The sequence below is a fragment of the Klebsiella terrigena genome (assembly GCF_012029655.1).
Classification (GTDB): domain Bacteria; phylum Pseudomonadota; class Gammaproteobacteria; order Enterobacterales; family Enterobacteriaceae; genus Klebsiella; species Klebsiella terrigena.
The window spans coordinates 2313881-2335665 of the sequence record NZ_CP050508.1 but is presented as its reverse complement, the minus strand read 5'-3'; the positions used below and the strand labels follow the sequence as shown (position 1 = coordinate 2335665).

Annotated in this window: 20 protein-coding genes and 2 pseudogenes; 8 read left to right on the top strand and 14 right to left on the bottom strand. The window is 61.8% G+C overall.

The window, feature by feature from the left end; translation table 11 throughout:
* Nucleotides 1-89: 89 nt before the first annotated feature.
* On the top strand, nt 90-2252 hold the full coding sequence (locus HCK03_RS10980; RefSeq protein ID WP_135184394.1) for a TonB-dependent siderophore receptor: 2163 nt from the start codon (nt 90-92) through the stop codon (nt 2250-2252).
* A 63-nt stretch (nt 2253-2315) separates the two neighbouring features.
* On the opposite strand, the gene HCK03_RS10975 is transcribed toward HCK03_RS10980, so the two are convergent.
* The 7 genes from HCK03_RS10975 to HCK03_RS10945 all read right to left on the bottom strand — a co-directional run bounded on the left by HCK03_RS10975 (nt 2316) and on the right by HCK03_RS10945 (nt 9371).
* Nucleotides 2316-3098 (bottom strand): ABC transporter ATP-binding protein, encoded by a 783-nt coding sequence (locus tag HCK03_RS10975; RefSeq protein WP_167691558.1) that lies wholly within the window; start codon nt 3096-3098, stop codon nt 2316-2318.
* Nucleotides 3092-4087, bottom strand: a complete 996-nt coding sequence (locus HCK03_RS10970) for an ABC transporter permease (RefSeq protein WP_041146009.1) — start codon at nt 4085-4087, stop codon at nt 3092-3094. Before HCK03_RS10970 ends, HCK03_RS10975 begins: the two co-directional genes overlap by 7 nt.
* Nucleotides 4068-5105 (bottom strand): ABC transporter substrate-binding protein, encoded by a 1038-nt coding sequence (locus tag HCK03_RS10965; protein WP_041146010.1) that lies wholly within the window; start codon nt 5103-5105, stop codon nt 4068-4070. Before HCK03_RS10965 ends, HCK03_RS10970 begins: the two co-directional genes overlap by 20 nt.
* Nucleotides 5102-6076: an ABC transporter substrate-binding protein gene (locus HCK03_RS10960; protein ID WP_041146011.1), complete on the bottom strand. Its 975-nt coding sequence runs from the start codon at nt 6074-6076 to the stop codon at nt 5102-5104. Before HCK03_RS10960 ends, HCK03_RS10965 begins: the two co-directional genes overlap by 4 nt.
* Before the next feature lie 11 nt (nt 6077-6087).
* Nucleotides 6088-7176 (bottom strand): acyl-CoA dehydrogenase family protein, encoded by a 1089-nt coding sequence (locus HCK03_RS10955; RefSeq protein WP_167692427.1) that lies wholly within the window; start codon nt 7174-7176, stop codon nt 6088-6090.
* Between the two features lie 71 nt (nt 7177-7247).
* Nucleotides 7248-8333, bottom strand: coding sequence for an LLM class flavin-dependent oxidoreductase (locus HCK03_RS10950; protein WP_041146013.1), 1086 nt, complete (start codon nt 8331-8333; stop codon nt 7248-7250).
* A 144-nt stretch (nt 8334-8477) separates the two neighbouring features.
* The gene (locus tag HCK03_RS10945; RefSeq protein WP_123551541.1) at nt 8478-9371 is read right to left on the bottom strand and encodes a LysR family transcriptional regulator; all 894 of its coding nucleotides are present in this window, start codon (nt 9369-9371) and stop codon (nt 8478-8480) included.
* A gap of 130 nt (nt 9372-9501) precedes the next feature.
* Here HCK03_RS10945 and HCK03_RS10940 point away from each other — a divergent pair, with 130 nt between their 5' ends.
* Together HCK03_RS10940 and HCK03_RS10935 are read left to right on the top strand one after the other, a co-directional pair.
* On the top strand, nt 9502-10098 hold the full coding sequence (locus HCK03_RS10940; RefSeq protein WP_167691557.1) for a cysteine dioxygenase family protein: 597 nt from the start codon (nt 9502-9504) through the stop codon (nt 10096-10098).
* A gap of 1 nt (nt 10099) precedes the next feature.
* A complete protein-coding gene (locus HCK03_RS10935; RefSeq protein ID WP_167691556.1) occupies nt 10100-11680 on the top strand; it encodes a rhodanese homology domain-containing protein in 1581 nt (526 codons plus the stop codon).
* A gap of 15 nt (nt 11681-11695) precedes the next feature.
* Here the strand turns inward: HCK03_RS10935 and HCK03_RS10930 are convergent, their stop codons facing one another.
* On the bottom strand, nt 11696-12427 hold the full coding sequence (locus tag HCK03_RS10930; RefSeq protein WP_041146017.1) for a purine nucleoside phosphorylase YfiH/LACC1 family protein: 732 nt from the start codon (nt 12425-12427) through the stop codon (nt 11696-11698).
* Nucleotides 12428-12470: 43 nt separating this feature from the next.
* Between HCK03_RS10930 and HCK03_RS10925 the strand changes: the two are divergent.
* Nucleotides 12471-12677 (top strand): annotated as a pseudogene (locus tag HCK03_RS10925) (ATP-binding cassette domain-containing protein); the annotation flags it as partial.
* Between the two features lie 20 nt (nt 12678-12697).
* Here the strand turns inward: HCK03_RS10925 and HCK03_RS10920 are convergent.
* The 4 genes and pseudogenes from HCK03_RS10920 to HCK03_RS10905 all read right to left on the bottom strand — a co-directional run.
* Nucleotides 12698-12934: pseudogene (locus HCK03_RS10920) on the bottom strand (substrate-binding domain-containing protein); the annotation flags it as partial.
* Nucleotides 12935-12989: 55 nt separating this feature from the next.
* Nucleotides 12990-13826 (bottom strand): shikimate dehydrogenase family protein, encoded by an 837-nt coding sequence (locus HCK03_RS10915; protein WP_143716357.1) that lies wholly within the window; start codon nt 13824-13826, stop codon nt 12990-12992.
* Between the two features lie 15 nt (nt 13827-13841).
* Nucleotides 13842-15164, bottom strand: coding sequence for an MFS transporter (locus HCK03_RS10910; RefSeq protein WP_167691555.1), 1323 nt, complete (start codon nt 15162-15164; stop codon nt 13842-13844).
* Between the two features lie 158 nt (nt 15165-15322).
* Entirely contained in the window at nt 15323-17176 is a 1854-nt protein-coding gene (locus HCK03_RS10905) for a bifunctional sugar phosphate isomerase/epimerase/4-hydroxyphenylpyruvate dioxygenase family protein (protein ID WP_167691554.1), read from the bottom strand.
* Nucleotides 17177-17301: 125 nt separating this feature from the next.
* Here HCK03_RS10905 and HCK03_RS10900 point away from each other — a divergent pair, with 125 nt between their 5' ends.
* Nucleotides 17302-17940, top strand: a complete 639-nt coding sequence (locus HCK03_RS10900; RefSeq protein WP_167691553.1) for a TetR/AcrR family transcriptional regulator — start codon at nt 17302-17304, stop codon at nt 17938-17940.
* A gap of 23 nt (nt 17941-17963) precedes the next feature.
* Here HCK03_RS10900 and fumD read toward each other — a convergent pair whose 3' ends face one another.
* Nucleotides 17964-18179 carry a fumarate hydratase FumD gene (fumD, locus tag HCK03_RS10895; protein WP_041146023.1) on the bottom strand — a complete coding sequence of 72 codons (216 nt, stop codon included), beginning with the start codon at nt 18177-18179 and terminating at the stop codon, nt 17964-17966.
* Between the two features lie 221 nt (nt 18180-18400).
* Here fumD and ynhH point away from each other — a divergent pair, with 221 nt between their 5' ends.
* The 3 genes from ynhH (at nt 18401) to lpp (ending at nt 20645) form a co-directional block, all read left to right on the top strand.
* Nucleotides 18401-18676: a protein YnhH gene (gene ynhH / locus HCK03_RS26685; protein WP_421673175.1), complete on the top strand. Its 276-nt coding sequence runs from the start codon at nt 18401-18403 to the stop codon at nt 18674-18676.
* Nucleotides 18677-18683: 7 nt separating this feature from the next.
* Complete coding sequence (pykF, locus tag HCK03_RS10890) at nt 18684-20096, top strand: pyruvate kinase PykF (protein WP_041146024.1); 1413 nt, start codon at nt 18684-18686, stop codon at nt 20094-20096.
* Nucleotides 20097-20408: 312 nt separating this feature from the next.
* On the top strand, nt 20409-20645 hold the full coding sequence (lpp, locus tag HCK03_RS10885) for a murein lipoprotein Lpp (RefSeq protein WP_001082307.1): 237 nt from the start codon (nt 20409-20411) through the stop codon (nt 20643-20645).
* Between the two features lie 65 nt (nt 20646-20710).
* On the opposite strand, the gene ldtE is transcribed toward lpp, so the two are convergent.
* Nucleotides 20711-21709: a L,D-transpeptidase LdtE gene (gene ldtE / locus HCK03_RS10880; RefSeq protein WP_076947624.1), complete on the bottom strand. Its 999-nt coding sequence runs from the start codon at nt 21707-21709 to the stop codon at nt 20711-20713.
* Nucleotides 21710-21785 lie beyond the last annotated feature (76 nt).

The following is a 21785-nucleotide window of genomic DNA, read 5'->3' as shown; positions in this document are numbered from 1 at the left end:
GATAACGGATAGATAATATTTTTAAGGGCAATGATTTAATTGGCTTTTTCTGTCCGCAAAGGACGGATTCGTTCACGAGAAACAGACAAATGACGCAATCAACTGTCCCTTTCACGACATTGAAAGGGCGTGCACTTTTTTCACTGATTTTTTTGGGTTCCTTTACCTCTCCGGGGATTATCGCCGCGCAAACCGCGGCGGAAAAAGATAAAAATACCGCCGACGAAACCATCACGGTGGTGGCCGACGGCAGCCAGCAGAACGCCACCAGCGGCTATCAGCCCCTCAGCAGCGCGACCGCAACGCTGACCTCAATGCCGCTGCTGGATATCCCGCAGGTGGTTAACACCGTCAGCGATCGGGTGCTGGAAGATCAGCACGTCACCTCGCTTGACGAGGCGCTGTATAACGTCGCCAACGTCGTGCAGACCAATACCCTCGGCGGCACCCAGGACGCCTTTACCCGCCGCGGTTTCGGCGCCAACCGCGACGGTTCTATTATGACCAACGGGCTGCGCACCGTCCTGCCGCGCAGCTTCAACGCTGCCGCCGAGCGCGTGGAGGTGCTGAAAGGCCCGGCCTCGACGCTGTACGGCATTCTCGATCCCGGCGGGCTGATTAACGTGGTGACCAAACGCCCGGAAAAAACCTTCGGCGGCTCGATTTCGGCGACCTCCACCAGCTTTGGCGGCGGCACCGGTCAGTTTGACGTCACCGGGCCCATCGACGGGACGCGCCTCGCGTACCGGGTCATCGGCGAATATCAGAATGAAGACTACTGGCGCAGCTTTGGCAAAGAGAAGAGCAGCTTTATCGCCCCTTCCCTGACCTGGTTTGGCGACCGCGCCACGGTCAACGTGGCCTACTCGCATCGCGACTACAGTACGCCGTTCGATCGCGGGACGATTTTCGATCTCAATACCAAAAAGGCGGTCAACGTCGATCGTAAGACCCGCTTCGACGAGCCGTTTAATATTACCGACGGCTACTCCGATCTGGCGCAGATTAACGCCGAATACCGGCTTAACGAGGCCTGGACCGCCCGCTTTGACTACAGCTACAGCCAGGATCACTACAACGACGATCAGGCGCGGGTCATGGCCTATGATTCGGCCACCGGCGACCTGACCCGCCGCGTGGACGCCACCCACGGCTCAACCCAGAAGATGCACTCGACCCGTGCCGATCTGCAGGGCGACGTGGTGATTGGCGGTTTCTACAACGAGATCCTCAGCGGTATCGCCTACGAGAACTACGATCTGCTGCGCACCGACATGATCCGCTGTAAGAATACCAGGGGATTCAATATCTACAATCCGGTCTACGGCGCCGTCGATAAATGCACCAGCGTGTCGGCGTCCGACAGCGATCAGCGCATCCAGCAGGAGAGCTACGCCGCCTACGTGCAGGACGCGCTCTACCTCAACGACAGCTGGATCGCCGTCGCCGGCGTGCGCTACCAGTATTACACCCAGTACGCCGGCAAGGGGCGGCCGTTTAACGTCAATACCGACAGCAGCGACCAGAAGTGGACGCCGAAGTTTGGCCTGGTTTATAAGCTGACGCCGACCATTTCGCTGTTCGGTAACGTGGCGCAGTCGTTTATGCCGCAGTCGTCCATCGCCAGCTATATCGGCAACCTGCCGCCGGAAGAGTCCACCTCTTATGAGCTGGGCGCCAAGTTTGAGCTGTTCAGCGGCGTGACCGCCAATATCGCCCTGTTCGATATCGATAAGCGCAACGTGCTGTACAACGAAACGGTCGGGGATGAAACCATTGCCAAAACGGCGGGCAAGGTGCGCTCGCGGGGCGTGGAGATGGACGTCGCCGGTTCACTCACCGACAACCTGAGCATCATCGCCAGCTACGGCTATACCGACGCTAAGGTGCTCGACGATCCGGACTATGCCGGCAAGCCGATGCCGAACGTGCCAAAACATACCGGCTCGCTGTACATGACCTATGACGTGCATAACGTCTACGCCAGCAACACCCTGACGCTCGGCGCCGGGGGACACGCGGTCAGCAAGCGTTCCGCCACCAACGGCGCGGACTATTACCTGCCGGGGTACGGCGTCGCGGACGCGTTCGCCGCCTACAAGATGAAGCTGCAGTATCCGGTCACCCTGCAGGTTAACGTTAAGAACCTGTTCGATAAGACCTACTACACCTCTTCAATCGGTACCAACAACCTGGGCAACCAGATTGGCGACCCGCGCGAAGTGCAGTTTACGGTGAAGATGGACTTTTAAGCACCCAACGCTCTCCCGGCGCAGCGGAACGTTGCCGCCGGGAGAGACTTCCCATCGCGAATCCTACCAGTCCTCCGCCTGGCCCAGGATGCGCAAAATATCCTGCCGATGGCCGACCAGCTGCGGATTATCGCGGTGGCGCGGGAAGGGCAACGGCAGCGTAAATTCGGCAATAATTCGCCCCGGACGCGGCGACATCACCAGCACCCTTTCGCACAGCAGCAGCGCCTCCTCAATATCGTGCGTCACCAGCAGGCTGGTATAGCCCTGCTGCTGCCAAAGCGCGATCAGCTCGCGCTGCATGCTGATGCGCGTCAGGGAGTCCAGCTTGCCTAAGGGTTCGTCGAGCAGCAGCAGCCGCGGCTCGTTGAGCAGCGCCCGCGCCAGCGCCGCCCGCTGGGCCATCCCGCCGGAGAGCTGACGCGGCCAGGCGGCGCTAAACGCCTCCAGCCCCATCCGCGCAATCAGCGCGTCGGCCTTTGGCTCCAGCCCTTTTCTCCCCTGCGCCTGCGGCCCAAGCAGCACGTTTTGCCGCACCGTCAGCCACGGATAGAGGGTCGGGTCCTGAAACACCAGGATCCGCTCCGGCCCCGGGGGCCCCATGCGGCGATCGTCGATCTGCACCTGCCCGCTCTGCAGCGTCTCCAGCCCCGCCAGCAGCCGCAGCAGGGTGGATTTCCCGCAGCCGGACGGCCCCAGCAGCGCCACGCTCTCTCCCGGGCGCAGCCGCAGGCTGATATTTTCCAGCACCGGCACCGTCTGGCGGCCCAGCGCAAAGGCGTGGCTCAGATGGGCGATGTCGATGGCCGCACCGGCCGACGTCACCGTGGTCGCGGTCGTTACCATGTCATGCCTCCCCGCTGCCAGCTCAGCAGCCGGTCGCGTAAAATAAACAGTCCGCTAATCAGGCCGGAACAGAGAAAAGCCATCACCAGCAGCGCAGCGTACATGTTGGGATAGGCCGCCCAGCCCTGCGCCCACTGCAGATAGAAGCCGATCCCCGATTTAACGCCGACCATCTCGGCGACGATCAGCACCGAAAACGAGGCGCCTAATCCCATAAACAGCCCGACAAAGACGTTCGGTAGCGCGGCGGGAATGGCTACCCGCAGGATCAGAAAACGCTGGCTGGCCCCCAGCGTGCGCGCCACGTCGTACCAGGCTTTATCGATGCTCACCACCCCGGACCACGTCAGTACGGTGACCGGAAACCAGGTGCTGAGGGCAATCAAAAAGACGCTGGCCCCGAAGCTGGAAGGGAAGATAAACAGGCACAGCGGCAGCAGCGCCGTTGACGGTACCGGCCCGAGTAGGCGCAGCACCGGATGCAGCCAGTAACCGATACGCTGCGACCAGCCAATGGCCAGCCCGCTGATAAAGCCGCAGGAGGTCCCGAGCAGCACCCCGAGGCTCAGCAGGCCCAGCGAGTGCAGCAGGCTATCGAGCAGGCGCGGCCAGTCGTCATACAGGACTTCGATCAGCGCCTGCGGTGGAGCAAAAAACGGCACCGGCAGCAGCGCGGATTTCGCCGTCAGCCACTCCCACAGGCCGAACAGCACCGGCAGCAGCGCCAGCCATTTCCCGGCATGCTGCAGGCGCCCGCCCCGCTGGCGCCAGTAGCGGTAGCTCAGCGCCAGCAGCAGCAGCCCGCCGGCGATCGCCAGCTGCGTCATCGCCCAGCCTTCGCTGTAGGGCCAGCGCCGCCCGGCATCTGGCCACCTCAGGGTAAAGAGCCCGCCCGCCAGCCACAGCGCGGCGGCCAGCGCGCCTTCAGCCCACAGCGCACCGCCCGCCCGCGGCCGCGACAGCGCCTGCTCAGGCGAATACGTTGGCATAAATACTCTCCGCAAACTGATGAGGATCGGTCCCAGGCTTGATCACCTGCACCCGCTGCAGATCAATGGCGTACTGGGTCAGCTCTTTGACAAACGCCTCGCCGACGGCGTGGTGGCCGTGGCCCTGGCCGTGAAGGATCCCCGAGACCTCGGTCTCATTGGTATTCAGCGCGTGGGCCATAAACGCCTGCGCCACGCTTTCCGGGTGGGCCGAAGCGTAGCTGTGCGCCTCCAGAATGGCCTGGGTCAGCGCGGCGGCGGCCGGCTTATGGTCCCGCGCCAGCGATCCGCTCACCCCCAGCACGCAGCAGCTCAGGTTGGCGTAATCCCCGCTCATATTGCTGGCGATCAGCTGATACTTGCCGGTCTCCAGCAGGCGATAGCTGAAGGGTTCGCTGCCGCTGATGGCGGCAATCTCGCGCTTGTCGAGCGCCACGCTCAGCAGGTCGGCGGGATAGACCTTCCACTGCACGTCGCTAAGCGGATCGATCCCGTGACGTTTGAGCAAAATGGCGAAGAAGTTTTTATCCGGGCCGGCCATATCGGTCACCCCGATAGTCTGTCCCTTCAGGCTCTCCAGGCCGCCAAACGGCGAATTTTTTGCCGTCAGCAGATTCAGGCAGCCGCCGTGCGTCCCGGCGGTGAGCTTGACGTCAAAGCCCTGCTCCAGCGCCTTCAGCCAGCGCAGCGCCATCCCGACGCCGGCGTCCGCCTTGCCGGTGGCTATCGCCTCCAGCAGAACGTCGGTCGAGTTACCAAAATTAACGAACTCCACGTCGAGGTTGTACTTGCTGAAAAACTTCTGCTGCTCGGCCACCGCGACCGGGGCAAGGCACACCGCGCTTTTGTTGATCGCCAGCCTGATTTTGTAGGGTTCGGCCAGGCGCAGCGCCAGGTTTTCCCCCTCGACGGGCATCGCCGCCATATCGTGCGCCCACAGCGGCCAGGCCGTCGCCGCCAATGCCGTACCGGCGCTCAGCTGAAGAAAACGGCGGCGGGAAAAAGAGGTCTGGATCATGGCGTGGTCTCCTGATGAGCCGTTTGTGCAGGGACGGTAAAACCGTCATCAAAAGTCGGCGTGACGTCCAGCCTGGCGCGGATCAGCCCGTTGGCCTGATAAAAATCGGCGGTGGCCTGCTGCTGGGCGACGATCCGCGAGTCCAGGCGCTGCCACTGCGATTGCCGGTTGGCGAACTGCGCCCGGGCGATCTCCGGCGGGAAACGAATGATCTCCCCGAGGGTTTTGCCGTAGCTGTCCAGATTGGCATAGGCCCAGCGCTCGGCGCCCGCCAGTCGATGCAGATAGTCCTGCAGCGCCGCCCGTTTAGCCGGATCCTTAAGGCTGGCGTCGGTGGCCGCAAGGAAGGTATTTCCGGGCAGCAGCCCCTTGCCGCTGACCAGAATTTGCCCCTCAGCGGTTTTCACCAGCTGGGTGGTGTAGGGCTCCCAGGTCGCCCAGGCATCCACCGATCCGTTGAGCAATGCCACTTTGGCATCCACCGGGCCGAGGAAGACCCACTGCACGTCTTTGGGCGATATTCCCGCCTGCTCCAGCGCTTTGAGGGCGACAAAGTGGCCGATGGACCCCTTCCCGGTTGCGATGCGTTTGCCCTTTAGGTCCGCCGCGCTTTTCAGCGGGCTGCCCGGCGGGACCAGCACCGCGGTGCCGGCGGGGTTGCTTTTATCGACGGCGATCGCCTTTACCGGCGCGCCGTTGGCGAGGGCGAAGAGCAGCGGCGCATCGCCGATAATCCCGGCATCAACCGCACCGGCGTTCAGCGCTTCCGCCAGCGGCGCGGCAGCGGGAAACTCCGCCCACTTGATGTCGTAGTTCAGGTTTTGCAGCGCATTCGCGGCTTCAAGCTGCGAGCGCATGCCGCCCTTTTGATCGGCAATGCGCAGGGTGACGCGCTCCTGCGCCGCCGCATGGGCGCTCAGCGCCAGCAGCACGAGCGCCGCGGCTAAAGGGGTTCTCTTTCGTTCGCGCATGGTGGTTATCCTTATAATTGAAAAGCCTGTTTGCCCGCCGCCTGCCAGGCGCTGTCGCTCTGCGGCGTATGTACCCGCCCGCACAGCACGTTGCGATAGTGACGCTCCAGAGGGTGCTGGCGGCTGAGCCCGTGATTGCCGGTGAGCTCCAGCGCCAGGCCAACCGCCGAAATGGCGTTGTCGGTAATGGTCACCTTCGCCAGATTGGCTTCAGCGGCGGTGAATCCCAGCTCGGCCGCCCGCTGCAGCAGGCAGCGGTTGGTCAGCAGCGCGCCCTCGATCTGCCCGACTTTCTCCTGCACCCGCGGCAGCTGGCTGAGCGGCTGCCCAAGACTTCCCGGGATACGTGTACGCAGCCAGCCCATCAGCCAGTCGCGCGCGGCGCGAGCGACGCTGTCGTAAATAGCCGCCAGCAGCGCCGCGTGGCGGTTAGCAAACAGCCGCGTCTGTTCGGCATTCGGCCCCGGCGGCGTCGCCGCAGGCCAGGTCTCTACCGCGCTCTCCGGCGCCAGCAGCACGTCGCGAAAGCGTGCTTCATGGCTGCCGGTGGCGCGCATGCCGGCGTGATCCCAGCTTTTAATAATGGTGACACCGTCACTTTTAGCCGGCACCAGCCAGGTCCCCACCTGCGGGTCGGGGTCATCGCTTCGCGCCCAGACCGCCAGCCAGCTCAGCCCCTCAACGCCGGTGGTGTAGAGCTTGTGGCCGTTGAGCCGCCAGCCCTGCGCGGTGCGGGTAGCGACGGTTTGCGGCAGGCCGCCGCGCGCCGGGGAGCCGAGCTCTGGCTCAACCCGCAGGCTGTTGATCAGCCCTCCGCGTTCGACGGCGTCGCGAAAGACCCGCTCGCGCAGCGGCTCCGCCCAGCCTTCGCTCTCCGCCAGCCGCAGATGGTGCAGATACTGCATGCAGACGATCAGCGCCGTTGCCGGCTCGCCCCACGCGATGGCGGAAATCGCCTCCTGCAGCTGCGGGAGATCCGCCTGCGCGCCGCCGTAGCGCCGCGGCGTGGCCAGGCTCAGAAAGCCCTCCCGGTGCAGCAGGTCGAGGTTATGGCGGGGAAATTCGCCGCTCTGGTCAAGTTCTGCCGCCCGTTCCGCCATCTGCCGGCGGATATTCGTCAGCCGCTGCGGCCAGCTGGCCGTCGGCTGAGGCGAAGCCTGGGGAGGCGTGTTCACGATACCCGTGCCTTGGCTGCCCGCAGCGCCGCCTTTTCGCGGGCGATCGGCAGCAGCGCCTTGCCGTACTCCTGCGCATCGTTGAGCGGGTCGAAGCCGCGGATCAGGAAGTTGTGCACCCCGAGGTCGTAGTAGTCGAGCAGCGCGTCGGCAACCTGTTCCGCCGTGCCCACCAGCGCGGTGGAGTTATGTCCGCCGCCCACCAGCTTCGCAATACCGGTCCACAGGCGCTTGTCCACCACGTTCCCCTGCTCCGCCGTCGCCCGCAGGCGCTGGGCGCCGACGCTCTCCGGCTTGGCCTTAAATCCGCCGTCGGTCTGCGCCGCGCGCTCGGAGGCAACGTGTAAAATATGCTCGGCTTTTTCCCAGGCCTGCGCTTCGCTATCGGCGATAATCGGCCGGAAGGAGACGCTGAAGTCAATTTCACGCTGGTGCTTTGCCGCTTCAGCCCGCACCCGCTTCACCGTCTCCTGGGTTTGTCCCAGCGATTCGCCCCACAGGGCAAAGACGTCGGCGTGCTTACCGGCCACCCGAATGGCGGCCTCTGAAGAGCCGCCAAAATAGAGCGGAATATGCGGTTTTTGCAGCGGACGAATGGCCGACCATGCCTGCTCGGCCTGGTAGAACTCGTTGGCGATATCGACCGGCTGCTCTGCGGTCCAGATTTTGCGTACCGTCTCAAGGAAGGCGTCGGTGCGCGCATAGCGCTGGTCGTGATTGAGATAGTCGCCGTCGCGGCGCTGTTCGGCATCGTTGCCGCCGCTGATAATATGCACCGCGAGGCGCCCACCGAGCAGGTGCTCAAGGGTGGCGAATTTACGCGCGGCGAGCGTGGGCGAGACAAAACCCGGGCGGTGGGCGAGCAGAAAGCTGATTTTTTGCGTCGACAGCCCGGCCAAGGCGGTAACCAGGAAGCCATCGGGCTGATCGGACCAATGCCCCACCAGCAGCCGGTCAAAGCCGGCGGCCTCGTGAGCCTGAGCAAAACGAACGATATAGTCGCGGTCAAAAATCGGCCCTGCCGGGGCGATAGTTTCGGACGCGAGACGGTGGCCGATCATGCCGAGAAACTGAATGCTCATACAAACTCCTTGGGTCAGGGTAACGGGCCGGCCGCGGCGGCGGCGCAATATCGTTACCCTATACATCGGAGGTTAATGAACAAAATGCATTTTTATCATATCTTAATATGCCAAATAAGCATTTAGATAAATTACAGCTATTTTTCAGTCAGATAAAGCCAGCTGCTGGACGATTTTGGCGGCAAAAAAAGTCAGCGGCTGCTGGAGATTAGCCAGATTCTGGGCGCTGATTTGCCACAGGCAGACCGCGGGCTGGAAATCGGCCAGCGCCAGGATACTAATCTCATCGCGCCACGGGCTGGCTGCCAGCGCCGCCCGGGGGACGATACCCAATCCCAACCCCTGCGCCACCAGGCCAATCTGCAGCTGGGCCCCCGCGGTCTCGGTATTCAGCTGCAGCCGCAGCCCCTGGGCCTGCAGCTCGCGGATCAATCCCGCCCGCAGCCCGCAGCCGTCGGGATTGAGCACCCAGCCGTGCGCCGCGCACTCCCGCAGCGTCCCGGCGGAGAGGCGCAGGCTCCTGCCGGCAATCACCACGATATCCAGCGGGCAGAGCAGCCGCCCGCTGTAGCCCTCCGCGAAGGCCTGCTGCGCCGGGCCCATCGCCAGCACGCCGTCAAGCTCGACGCTCTCCAGACGCTTCTGCAGCTGGCCGCTCCAGCCACAGGTCACCTGCGGCTGGAGGTGCGGGAACTGCTGATGCAGCGCCGTCAGCGCCGGCTGGAGGGCGATTTCCGCCACGCTTTGCGGCAGGCCGAGGCGCAGAACGCCGCGCGGCTCCGCCTCCGGGTCCAGCAGCCCGTAGAGCTTTTTGGTTTCCCGCTTGATGGTCAGGCACTGCTCGTAGACGCGATGCCCGGCGGCGGTCAGGGTCAGCGGCCGGGTCTGCCGCTCCAGCAGGGTCACGTTCAGCGTCTGCTCCAGCCGCTGCAGCCGACGGGTGATCGCCGACTGGGTAATGCCCAGATATTCCGCCGCCTGATTCAGGGAGGAGAACTGCACGGTGGCTAACAGAGCGTCGATGTCGTCAATGCGCATAGATTCCTTAGAGTCGGCCTCGCCAGGCTCTTAATGTTTATTTTGCATATTAATATATGCGGAAATTGCATTTAAATAATATTAACGCCTTTGTTAGCGTATTGACCAGCCCCCCTGACAGGAACCGATGATGAGCACATCCCGACTGGAAAAATTACGCCATTTTATTCAAGACGTTGACGTCCTGCATCGCGAGATCGGCCAGCCGGATCCGCTGCTGGATGCGGTGGCCCTGCGGCTGGCGGCGCTGGTGAAGCAGGATGACTGGCTGCCGGACGAGTACGCCCTGCCGCATCCCCACCATTATCAGCAGTATCTGCTGCACGCCGACTCCGGGCAGCGCTTTTCAATCGTCAGCTTCGTCTGGGGGCCGGGACAATCGACGCCGATCCACGACCACCGGGTGTGGGGCGCGATCGGCATGCTGCGCGGGGCGGAGGAGAATCAGCGCTACCGCCTCGACGACGCCGGCACGCCGGTGGCTGACGGTATCGCCCAGCGCCTCTCCCCCGGCGAGGTCGAGAAAGTCTCCACCCGAGACGGCGATATTCACCGGGTCAGCAACGCGCTGGCGGATAGCGTGTCCATCAGCATCCACGTCTACGGCGGCAATATCGGCGCCGTCAGGCGCGCCGTGTATACCCCGGAAGGACTCAGCAAACCCTTTATCTCCGGCTACTCCAACCGCCATTTACCCAATCTCTGGGATCTCTCTAAGGATAATTAATATGCCCGAACACTCCCTACGCCAGGCCGCACAGATCCGCCAGGCGCTGCTCGACGGCGCGGAGCTGGCGCTGATTGACGTGCGTGAAGAAGCGCACTTCGCCACCGCGCATCCGCTGTTCGCCGCAAACCTGCCGCTCAGCAAGCTGGAGCTGGAAATCAGCCGCCGGGTGCCGCGCCTGACGACGCCGATAACCGTTTACGACAACGGTGAAGGTCTTGCCATCGTCGCTCTCGAACGCCTGCGCGAGTGGGGCTACCGGGACGTTGCCCTGCTCGACGGGGGGCTGGCGGGCTGGCAGCGCAGCGGCGGAGAGCTGTTTCAGGACGTCAACTCCCCGAGCAAAGCGTTTGGCGAGCTGGTTGAGAGCCAGCGCCACACGCCTTCGCTGAGCGCGCAGGAGGTGCAGGCGCTGATCGACGGCCCGCAGCCGGTGGTGGTGCTCGACGCCCGACGCTTCGATGAGTATCAGACCATGAGTATTCCCGGCAGCATCAGCGTTCCCGGTGGCGAGCTGGCGCTACGGGTTGACGGCCTCGTAGGCTCGGAGCAGACGCCGATCGTGGTTAACTGCGCGGGACGCACCCGCAGCATTATCGGCGCCCAGTCGCTGCGCAACGCCGGAGTGCGTAATCCGGTCTACGCCCTGCGTAACGGCACCATCGGCTGGACGCTGGCCGGACTGGCGCTGGAGCATGGCCAGCAGCGGCGCTATGACCCGGCGCAGCAGCCATCGACGGCGCGGCGCCAGCAGGTGCGCGCGCTGGCCGAAAGCGCCGGGGTGACGTTTATTGATGAGACTACGCTGCAGCGCTGGCGACGCCAGGAGGATCGCACCACCTATCTGTTCGACGTCCGCAGCCCGGAGGAGTACGCCGCCGGGCACCTGCCCGGCAGCCTTAGCGCTCCCGGCGGACAGCTGGTGCAGGAGACCGACCACCACGCCAGCGTGCGCGGCGCGCGGATCGTCGCGCTGGACGATGACGGCGTTCGCGCGGCCATCACCGCCTCGTGGCTGGCGCAGATGGGCTGGGAGGTCGCGGTACTGCGCGAAACGAATCCGGCAGCGTTTAGCGAGCGCGGCGTACCGGCAGCCAGCGTCCCGCCGGCCCCGGTAGCGAAAGAGATAGCCCCCCAGCGGCTGGCGGAGCTGCTGAATGAACCGGGCACCGTGGTGCTGGATTTCACCACCAGCGCCAACTACGCGGCGCGGCATATTCCCGGCGCCTGGTGGCTGGTGCGCTCCGAACTCAGGCAGGCGCTGGAGGCGATCCCGCCCGCCGAGCGCTACGTGCTCACCTGCGGCAGCAGCCTGCTTGCGCGTTACGCTGTCACCGAAGTCGCGGCGCTCACCGGTAAGCCGGTAGAGCTGCTGCGCGGCGGCACGCTGGCGTGGATAGCGGCGGACCTGCCGCTGGAACGGGGCAATACGCGACTGGCGAGCGAAGCCAGCGACCGCTATCGCCGCCCGTACGAGGGAACGGATAACTCTCCCGAGGCGATGCAGGCCTATCTGGACTGGGAGTTCGGGCTCGTCGATCAGCTGGCGCGCGACGCCACCCACGGCTTTAGGGTGCGCTAGCCGGCGCTGCCGCGTTTACGCAGCGGGCGCACGCATAATCCACGAGTACTGGAAGCTTTTCGCTGCCGGGAAATGGGTGCGCCGGCGGAAGGAGCCCAGCGTCTGCGGCGTGCAGTAGGTGCAGCTGCCCAGCCACTCGACGTTTTCATCCGCCACGCCGGCGCGCTGCAGCAGCAGCCCGGCAAAGGCCCGCAGGTCGAACCACAAACTCTCCGGCTCCGTCCCCCGGGCCTGCTCTGCCCTGGCAGGCTGCGCGGGGCGCCGATGGAACAGGCGGTCGCTATGCTGCCGCGCCAGCTCCCCCGCCGGCATCGCCAGCAGGGTCTGATAAAATTCGCCGGAGACTTCATAGCAGCAGGCGTGGATATGCGGCCCGATCGCCACCACTATCTCCTCCGGCGCCACCCGATGCTGGCGGAACAGCGCCAGGCTGTTTTCGACGATGCCGCTCGCCGCCCCACGCCATCCGGCATGGACGCTGCAGACGTAGCGCCCGTCGCGGGAGGCCATCAGCATCGGCAGGCAGTCCGCGGTCACCACCCCCACCTTCTGCCCGCTCAGGGCGGTGAACACCGCGTCGGCGTGCGGCCGTTCGGCCAACGGGAGCTGATAGTGATGGACAACATTGCCGTGCACCAGCTTAACCGGCGCCATCTCGGCGTAGGGAAAAGCAGCGGTCTCGTGCACGTCGAGGAAGGCGTGGCGGATGCCGGGAATAGCGTTTAACAACCGGGATTGAAAAGACATGATGGCGGCAAAATGAATTAATGATGATTTACCGTATGCCAAAGTGGGCGGATGCGCAAGGCGGCGGCTCTATGGTCACCGTCAGCCGCTGTTTGCCCCGCTTAGCCTGCGCTGCCGCGCCGGTGAAGTCTGGGCGATCCTGGGCGCTAACGGACGCGGAAAAAGCACGCTGCTTGATACGCTGACCGGCGTGCTGCCGCCGCTCGGCGGACGGTTTGAATCGATCGGCGGCACCGCTATCGTGCCGCAGTTTACGATCCGCCGCTGAGCGGCAAAAAGCCCGCCGCGCGCGGGTAGCCCTGCCTGCCGCAGCGCCTGCGGATGCTGGCCGTTGGCGGAGGCGAAAACCAAGCAGCGCTCCCCGGCCTCAATTCGCTCGCGCAGCAGGCCCGCGGGGCCAAAATGCGCCTCGACCGCAATGCCGGTAAGCTGATGAAAACGCGCCAGCAGCGGGACAAAGGCGCCTTTCAGGCTCCCCGCCGCCAGCAGAACGATACGCGGTGTCATGGATCTCTCGCTCAAGTCCGGAAATGGCGGCTAGGGTAACCGGCCCGAGCGCGTTTCAGTAGCGAATTTCCGCCAGCTCCCGCAGCCGCTCCGGCGTCGCCACCGGCAAACTGAAAAAGCGCAGATAGGCAGGGATCATCTCAAACAGCATGTCGGTCCCGCGCTGGATAGCGCAGCCCCGCGCCTGTGCCGCCCGCAGCAGCGGCGTCATTTCGTGGGTCATCACCACTTCGCCCACCCAGCAGGCGGGCGACAGCCGCTGCGGGTCCAGCGGCAGCGGGTCGTCGGCCTTCATCCCCAGCGGCGTGGCGTTGACCACCAGGTCATGCCCCTGCGGATCGCGCTGCATCAGGCTGAGATCCAGCGCCGGATAGTGCTGCAGCAGGCGCCCGGCCAGCGCCGGCGCCGCCTGCGGATGGCTATCGTAGAGCGTCAGGGCGCTGACCCCCGCCGCCGCCAGCGACGCGGCGATCGCCGAACCGACGCCGCCGCAGCCGACCACCAGCGCCCGCGCGCCCTGAGGCTGAAAACCCTTGCGGCGGAGGCCAAGAACGAAGCCGTCGCCGTCAAACATATCTCCGCTCAGGCTGCCGTCGGCCTCGCGGCGAATGGCGTTGCACGCCCCGGCAATGGCCGCCGCCGGGCTAAGATGCTGCACCAGGCCGCAGGTGGCAATCTTGTGCGGCATGGTGACCAGCGCGCCGACGATGTTGGTCATCGAGAACAGCGGCGCGATAAAGGCGGCATAATCCTCCGGTTTGACCCCCATCGGCACCACTTTGACGTCCACCTGCTGGTTTGCCAGCCACGGGTTATAAATCATCGGCGCCTTAAAACTGGCTGTCGGATAGCCAAGATGCGCTATCAGCCGCGTGTTGCCACTAATCACCATGTTGTGCCCCTTTCCTTATTTTGCCAGCTCGATACGTTTGACGTCGCCAAGAATAAACAGATACGCCACCACCCCGAGCAGCGCCGCGCCGCCGATATAGACAAGCGCGTAGAAGAAGCTACCGAAGGCCGCGACGATAAAGCCAATAATCAGCGGCGTGAGGATCCCGGCCAGATTGGTGCAGAAGTTAAACAGCCCGCCGGTCAGCCCGCCCAGCCCCTGCGGGGCGATATCGGAAATCAGCGTCCAGCCGAGGCCGACCATGCCCTGGCCAAAGAAGGCGAAGGACATCACGAGGATCACCGCCAGATCGCTGGTCAGCCAGTTGGCGGAGATAATCGTGCTGGCCATCAGCAGGCCGGCAACGATAGGCAGCTTGCGCCCGATGTTCGCCGAGCCGGTGGCCTTCAGCAGCTTGTCGGATACCCAGCCGCCGAACATCACCCCGCCGGCGGCGGCGAGGAACGGCATGATGGCGAAGAAGCCCACTTTCAGCCACGGCATGTGGCGCTCGGTCGCCAGGTAGGTTGGGAACCAGGTCAGGAAAAAGACCAGTACCGTATTGCCGGCAAACTGACCGATGCTGGCGCCGAGGATCTGCCGCTTGCCGAGCAGCTGGCGGACCAGCGGCCAGCTGAAGACCATTCGCTGCTGCGTCGCGTTAGTCATGCCGCCGCCGCTGGCAATATGCTCGCGCTCCTGCGGGCTCAGCTGCGTATCCTCATGCGGATCGCGATAGCAGCGCCACCACACCAGCGCAAAGAGCACGCCGACCGCGCCGACGCTGATAAACAGCGTCCGCCAGCCGAAGCTGCCCATGATCCAGAACAGCAGCGGCGAGAAGCAGGCCAGCCCCAGATATTCGCCCACCGTATACACCGCGGTGGCTTTGGCCCGCTCCTGCTGGGGGAACCAGGCGCTGACGACCCGGCTGTTGACCGGAAAGCACGGCGCTTCGCTGACCCCAAGGCCAAAACGGCAAAGCAGCAGCGTCTTGAGGCCAATCGCCATGCCGTGAAACAGGGTAAACAGCGACCACAGGGCCAACGACAGGAAATAGGTCACCTTGTTACCGAAGCGGTCGAGGAACAGGCCGCCGGGGATCTGCGCCAGCGTGTAGGTCCAGGCGAAGGCGGAGAAGACGATCCCCATCACCGCAGCGTCAATGCCGAGCTCGGCGGTTAGGCTGGGGGCCGCAATGCCTAAGACCGTGCGGTCAAGGTAGTTAATCATCGTACCGACGGCCAGCAGCGAAAGGATCCCGATCCGCCGCCGGGAGCGGCGAGCGGTGGTCGCGGTCTCTGCCGTTGCCGCGTGGTTATGGCTATAAGAACTCATAGTCGTTTCCTGTCATAGACACGTTATCACCCGCGCTTTTTGCGCGGACGGCAGGAACGTTGCCGCCTTAGCGCAGCGCGAATGATGCGGTGCGTGGGGTGCAGATGAATGTTGTTATTGTATGGGTGATACGCACTTAATGAACCATTTGATACAACCTAGCCGTACTGCATCGCCGAAAGGCGTACCGCCGCGTTTGCCGCGCCGTAGAGCGCGTAGCCGCCGCGTCTTTCGGTCAATTCAAAGAAAAAACGCCCCGATGAGAACGGTCGGGTGTAGAGATGCAGGAATTCGCCGCCCTGACCATCGCGGTCGTAGAGGATCTGCAGACGTTTGAGCTGCGCCGCACGCTCGTCGGCGCCAAAGCGCGCCACCAAATCCTCGTAGTAGTTTGCCGGGATCGGCAGCGCGTCGAGGGAGACCTCAGGCAGGCTATCGAGGGTGGCCGGCAGATCCCGGCAGGCGAAGGCCGCATGCTGCAGCCCCGCGCCCTGATAACAGGCAACGGAGCGGGCAATCTGCGTCGCGCGGCTTTGAGAAATATTCAGCGCCAGGCGGATGTTGCCCTGCGGGCTGTGCACCGCGAGGCTGCGCACCAGACCGTACGGGTCCGGCAGCGTCTGTTCATGTTCGAGCGTAAAGCCGAAGACCGTGCGGAAGAAGATAATCCAGTTGTCACGGCTGTCCGCCTCCATCCCGAGCGCCAGGTGATCGATGCCGCTGTAATCATCGCGCACGGCCGCAGGCGGCTGCAGGTGGAAATCGCGGGCATAGATATCGTCCCCGTGCTCAATCAGATAAATCAGGCTGCCGTCCGGGGCGCAAACCGCCGGGATCGGGCTTTCATTCGGCCCGGCGTCGCCCTGCCAGGTGGCGTAGCCGTAGGCGCGAGCGCGGGCAATAATCGGCGCGCTGCGGCTGACGCCGAGGGCCATCGCGCACAGCGAAACCCCGTGGCGCTGGTGGAAATGGTCGGCCCAGCTGTGCGGCTGAAAGTTGACGATGGCGCGTGCCGTACCGTTACGCCACAGCGCCACCTGCTTGGAGCGATGCAGTCCCTCCTGCTGAAAACCCAGCTGCGCCAGGCGCTGGCCGAGGGTTTTCGCCTCGGACGGGCTGGCGGCAAACTCAATAAACTCCAGCCCGGCGTAATGCGCGGGCTCCGGAGCGTCAAACAGCGGCGCATCGCTGCTCGCCAGCTGGCGCCGGGTCTGCTCTTCCAGCCACAGCAGCGAGCGGTAGCCGTCCTTCGCCGTCGCGCCGTTCGGCGAGGCGCGAAAACCATCGTTAAAGATCTCCAGCGACCACGGGCCGCGATAGCCGCAGCGGGTCAGCTCACAGGCAAAATCCACCAGCGGCAGCTGCCCCTGGCCGGGGAAGCAGCGGAAATGGCGGCTCCATTCGAGGACATCCATCTTCATCAGCGGCGCGTCGGCAAGCTGCAGGAAGGTGATTTTATCCACCGGCACTTCGTGCAGGCGCGCCAGATTATCGCCGCGCGCGAGGATATGGAAGCTGTCGAGCACGATGCCCATTGCCGGGCTGTTGACCGCTTTTACCCGCTCCCAGGCCTGATGCCAGAGGTTAACGTGCGTCCCCCAGGCCAGCGCCTCATAGCCGACGATAATCCCCTCCTGCTCCGCCAGATCCGCCAGAGCGCGAAGGTCGGCCACCTGCAGGGCAATATCGGCGGAGCACTCCGGCTGTACGTTGCTGCACAGCAGCATGGTGTCGCAGCCGAGCTCGTGCATCAGCGCGAATTTTCGTTTCGCGCGCGCCAGATTGGCCGCAAACTGCGTGCGGCTGGCGCCTTCAAAATCGCGAAAGGGTTGAAAAAGCGTGATTTTTAGCCCTAAATCAGCCGCCAGGTTACGAATATCCGCCGGCGTGCCCGTATAATAGAGCAGATCGTTTTCGAAGATTTCGACGCCCTGATAACCCGCAGCGGCAATGGCGTGAAGCTTTTCAGGTAAGGTACCGGAAATCGAGACGGTGGCGATTGAGCGCAGCATAGATCCTCGTGTCATCAGCGGACGTGAGCCCTGAATATGTATCATTTGGTTCACTCGCGCCACATGAGGTTGCTAAATTGTGATCGTTATGTGTATTTTTTGTCTCTCAGAATAAAGGAGTGGTTATGTCCGTGGTTGCTCATGATGAAGCACAATCCCTGAAAGAGCGGATCTTCGCCGCCGCGATTGCCGTATTTGCCGAACACGGGCTTTCGGGGGCGCGGATGGAGCAGATTGCCGTCGAAGCACAGACCACCAAGCGGATGGTGGTCTACTACTTCAAAAGTAAAGAGCAGCTGTATCAGGCGGTACTGCAGCACGTCTACGCCCGCATCCGCGAGACGGAGCAGCAGCTCGGGCTGGAGCAGCTTCCGCCGGTTGAGGCGCTGGTTCAGCTGGTGAAGTGGAGCGTGCGCTATCACACGACGCACGCCGACTTTATGCGCGTTATCTGTATGGAGAATATGCAGCGCGGGAAGTGGCTGCAGGCGTCCGGGCAGCTGAAACCGCTGAACCGAACCGCCCTGTCTATCCTCGAGGATATTCTCCAGCGCGGGCAGCAGCAGGGAATTTTTCAGGCCGGGCTTGAGGCGCGGGACGTCCATCGGCTGATCAGCAGCTTTAGCTTTTATCAGGTCTCGAACTTTTACACCTTCAACAGCCTCTATCTCGACGATCCGCTGCCGGAAATCGACGATGAAGCGATGGTCGCCCACCACTGCGATATCGCGGTAAAAGCGGTGGTGCGCTTCGTTATCTCCTGAAGCCTGAAGCGCGGCCGTCGGCGTTATTCATGCCCGGATAAGGCGTGAATAACCCGGGTCATCGCTTCATGCGTTAGCTCAGAGCGGGCGATTTTTGAATTGGCCAGCGCGGTGCGCACGACGCCGGCAATCACGATATGTTTCGGTTCCTGACCAAGATCGCGCATTTCGAGCACCACTTTCCCCACCACGCGGCACATTTCCTGGTATAACTCGTCGTCTTTTGCTCGGTTTCCCATCGAATTTCGCTCACAAATTATCATTATCAATCAAATCATTATTGATATGTTTTCCGTATAAATCAAACCAGCCCGCCGTTTCTTCGCTAATGGCGAATTTCCGCAACAAAACCACGGCAAAAACCGCGCGTGGGGCCGATTTAGCCTGGCGGCTGGCGAAAATTTGTGTTGCATATAAGATTGTAATTGGTGTGAGTTTTGTTGCGTTTGTATAACGAAAAATGAAACGTTGTTTTCATTTTCCTTTTTTGTTTCATCGTCGTATAATGCACACCGAATCTTTCTTGAATGGTTTCAGCACATTGGACTGCATGACTAAAAGCATACAAAATTGCCTCTTTTCATGGGCTGAACCGCCAGCACACATTCTTCTGCACGCTTTTTTGTTGTCACCTATCCTTAGAGCGTGCCATAGCAACTTTCGCAATACAGGTTTGACTCCACGGCACTGCGCCCACGGAGCGAGATTCCCCAATCCTTCACAACTTAAAGACTAATACCTTCATGAAAAAGACCAAAATCGTTTGCACCATCGGTCCGAAAACCGAATCCGAAGAGATGTTAACCAAGATGCTGGACGCGGGCATGAACGTCATGCGTCTGAACTTCTCTCACGGCGACTATGCTGAACACGGTCAGCGCATCAAGAACCTGCGCAATGTGGTGAGCAAAACCGGTAAAACCGCCGCTATCCTGCTGGATACCAAAGGTCCGGAAATTCGCACCATCAAGCTGGAAGGCGGCAACGATGTCTCCCTGAAAGCGGGCCAGACCTTCACCTTCACCACTGACAAATCCGTGGTCGGCAACAACGAAATCGTCGCTGTCACCTATGAAGGTTTTACCTCTGACCTCTCCGTAGGCAACACCGTCCTGGTTGACGATGGTCTGATCGGCATGGAAGTGACCGCCATCGAAGGTAAAAACGTTATCTGTAAAGTGCTGAATAACGGCGACCTCGGCGAGAACAAAGGCGTTAACCTGCCGGGCGTCTCTATCGCTCTGCCGGCGCTGGCTGAGAAAGACAAACAGGATCTGATCTTCGGCTGCGAACAGGGCGTTGACTTTGTTGCCGCATCCTTTATCCGTAAGCGTTCTGACGTGGTAGAAATCCGCGAGCACCTGAAGGCTAACGGCGGCGACAACATCCAGATCATCTCCAAGATCGAAAACCAGGAAGGCCTGAACAACTTCGACGAAATCCTTGAAGCCTCTGACGGCATCATGGTTGCTCGTGGTGACATGGGCGTTGAAATCCCGGTTGAAGAAGTTATCTTCGCCCAGAAAATGATCATCGAAAAATGTATCCGCGCGCGCAAAGTGGTTATCACCGCGACCCAGATGCTGGACTCCATGATCAAGAACCCGCGTCCGACCCGTGCGGAAGCCGGCGACGTTGCTAACGCCATCCTTGACGGCACCGACGCCGTGATGCTCTCCGGCGAATCGGCCAAAGGTAAATACCCGCTGGAAGCCGTCACTATTATGGCGACCATCTGCGAGCGTACCGACCGCGTGATGACCAGCCGTCTGGAGTTCAACAACGACAACCGCAAGCTGCGCATCACCGAAGCCGTGTGTCGTGGTGCCGTTGAGACCGCCGAAAAACTGGAAGCGCCGCTGATCGTCGTCGCCACCCAGGGCGGTAAATCCGCTCGCGCCGTGCGTAAATACTTCCCGGATGCCACCATCCTGGCGCTGACTACCAACCAGACCACCGCCCGTCAGCTGGTGCTGACCAAAGGCGTTGTACCGCAGCTGGTTGAGCAGCTGGCCTCTACCGACGACTTCTACCGTCTGGGCAAAGAGCTGGCCCTGCAGAGCGGTCTGGCGCGTAAAGGCGACGTTGTTGTGATGGTCTCCGGTGCGCTGGTTCCTAGCGGAACAACCAATACCGCATCCGTGCACGTGCTGTAATAATTTACAGGTTAATAGCTGTTTTTTTAAAGGCGCCTCCCTGAGGCGCTTTTTTTTTATTCAATCACTAGCTACTCTTAATAAAAATGCAAATCGGAATTTACTATTTAATAAGAGATTATCTAAGATGAATCCGATGGAAGCGTCCTGTTTTCACACAGCTTTTTAAACTAATCTGCCAAATTCGTTGTTTCTTTGAGCGAACGATCAAAAATAGGCGTATTACCGTAAAAAAATATTCTCATCCCAAAAAAGTTTGTGTAATACTTGTAACGCTACATGGAGATTAACTCAATCTAGAGGGTATTAATAATGAATCGTACTAAACTGGTACTGGGCGCGGTAATCCTGGGTTCTACTCTGCTGGCTGGTTGCTCCAGCAATGCTAAAATCGATCAGCTGTCTTCTGACGTTCAGACTCTGAACGCTAAAGTTGACCAGCTGAGCAACGACGTGAACGCAATGCGTTCCGACGTTCAGGCTGCTAAAGATGACGCAGCACGCGCTAACCAGCGTCTGGACAACCAGGCTACTAAATACCGTAAGTAATAGTGCCTGTGTAATAGAAATGGCGCACATTGTGCGCCATTTTTTTTTGCCCCGCTCTGCCCGATTTACTGCACTCTTTTGCTCTCATCCACCGGCGCATTCTGCACCGACAAATTCGATACCGCCCCTCCAGTACTGCTCTGCTCACCGCCAGAAACCACCACCGGATAACCCGCTCGTCTTGACAGCGCGCGCTTCAGCTGCGCCTCATCAACGGACTTATCGCCGGAAAACTGATGGAATTCTGCCGGCAGCGTATAGGCAATGGTGCGGGTATTACCGCTTTCATCCTGCGACAGCGGCCGATGCACCTCGACGTAGCGCCTGCCGTCCGGCTCAACCGCAAACTTCACCGGCTGATTGATGATGCGTACCGGCGTTCCGGTCTTCACCTGGCTAAAGAGCGCCTGAATGTCGGCGGCGTTCATGCGCATACAGCCGGAGCTGACCCGCAGGCCAACGCTGTCCGGCGCGTTGGTGCCGTGAATGAGGTATTCGCCGTTACCGTACGCCAGACGCAGCGCATAGCGTCCCAGAGGGTTGTTTGGCCCCGCCGGGATAACGGGCGGCAGCTTAATCCCTTTCTCCAGCGAGCGGGCGCGGATGCCCGCCGTCGGGGTCCAGGTTGGATTGGGGATCTTCTGCCCAACGCGGGTGGTCATCTCCGGCGTTTCCAGACCAAGCTGGCCAATGCCGAGCGGATAGACCTGAACCAAATTTTGCCCCGGCGGGAAGTAGTACAGCCGCAGCTCCGCCAGGTTCACCACAATCCCCTCCCGAGGCGTGTCGGGCAGCAGCATCTGCGACGGGATCAGCACCTGGGTGCCCGGTTTAGGTTCCACCGGTGCCAGCGTATCGTTAGCTTCGAGGATCAGCATTGCCGCGGTATCAAAGTGACGAGCAATCGCCTGCAGGTTGCGATCCCCCTCCTGTACCGTCCAGAATTGATTTTGACCAATGATCCTGCTGTTAGCAGGAGGAAGTGGGTAATCTACCGCCCAGGCGCCGTGCTGAGCGCTCAGGGCCGTCAGAAGGGATATCGTGAGGAGAGTCGCGCGTTTCATACTGAGATTCCTTCTTTCGCTAATAAAACGCCAGGATCTGTATATCGGCGGGAAACGCGTTCCCACCGAACGTAAC

Bases quoted from the DNA above. Each gene is read 5' to 3' on its own strand.
- HCK03_RS10940 (WP_167691557.1), top strand. From the start codon at position 9,502: ATGAGCACATCCCGACTGGAAAAATTACGCCATTTTATTCAAGACGTT.
- HCK03_RS10930 (WP_041146017.1), bottom strand. From the start codon at position 12,427: ATGTCTTTTCAATCCCGGTTGTTAAACGCTATTCCCGGCATCCGCCAC.
- HCK03_RS10980 (WP_135184394.1), top strand. From the start codon at position 90: ATGACGCAATCAACTGTCCCTTTCACGACATTGAAAGGGCGTGCACTT.
- HCK03_RS10955 (WP_167692427.1), bottom strand. From the start codon at position 7,176: ATGGCGGAACGGGCGGCAGAACTTGACCAGAGCGGCGAATTTCCCCGC.
- lpp (WP_001082307.1), top strand. From the start codon at position 20,409: ATGAATCGTACTAAACTGGTACTGGGCGCGGTAATCCTGGGTTCTACT.
- pykF (WP_041146024.1), top strand. From the start codon at position 18,684: ATGAAAAAGACCAAAATCGTTTGCACCATCGGTCCGAAAACCGAATCC.
- HCK03_RS10960 (WP_041146011.1), bottom strand. From the start codon at position 6,076: ATGCGCGAACGAAAGAGAACCCCTTTAGCCGCGGCGCTCGTGCTGCTG.
- HCK03_RS10975 (WP_167691558.1), bottom strand. From the start codon at position 3,098: ATGGTAACGACCGCGACCACGGTGACGTCGGCCGGTGCGGCCATCGAC.
- HCK03_RS10905 (WP_167691554.1), bottom strand. From the start codon at position 17,176: ATGCTGCGCTCAATCGCCACCGTCTCGATTTCCGGTACCTTACCTGAA.
- HCK03_RS10900 (WP_167691553.1), top strand. From the start codon at position 17,302: ATGTCCGTGGTTGCTCATGATGAAGCACAATCCCTGAAAGAGCGGATC.
- ynhH (WP_421673175.1), top strand. From the start codon at position 18,401: ATGAAACGTTGTTTTCATTTTCCTTTTTTGTTTCATCGTCGTATAATG.
- HCK03_RS10945 (WP_123551541.1), bottom strand. From the start codon at position 9,371: ATGCGCATTGACGACATCGACGCTCTGTTAGCCACCGTGCAGTTCTCC.
- HCK03_RS10910 (WP_167691555.1), bottom strand. From the start codon at position 15,164: ATGAGTTCTTATAGCCATAACCACGCGGCAACGGCAGAGACCGCGACC.
- HCK03_RS10950 (WP_041146013.1), bottom strand. From the start codon at position 8,333: ATGAGCATTCAGTTTCTCGGCATGATCGGCCACCGTCTCGCGTCCGAA.
- ldtE (WP_076947624.1), bottom strand. From the start codon at position 21,709: ATGAAACGCGCGACTCTCCTCACGATATCCCTTCTGACGGCCCTGAGC.
- HCK03_RS10970 (WP_041146009.1), bottom strand. From the start codon at position 4,087: ATGCCAACGTATTCGCCTGAGCAGGCGCTGTCGCGGCCGCGGGCGGGC.
- HCK03_RS10965 (WP_041146010.1), bottom strand. From the start codon at position 5,105: ATGATCCAGACCTCTTTTTCCCGCCGCCGTTTTCTTCAGCTGAGCGCC.
- HCK03_RS10935 (WP_167691556.1), top strand. From the start codon at position 10,100: ATGCCCGAACACTCCCTACGCCAGGCCGCACAGATCCGCCAGGCGCTG.
- fumD (WP_041146023.1), bottom strand. From the start codon at position 18,179: ATGGGAAACCGAGCAAAAGACGACGAGTTATACCAGGAAATGTGCCGC.
- HCK03_RS10915 (WP_143716357.1), bottom strand. From the start codon at position 13,826: ATGGTGATTAGTGGCAACACGCGGCTGATAGCGCATCTTGGCTATCCG.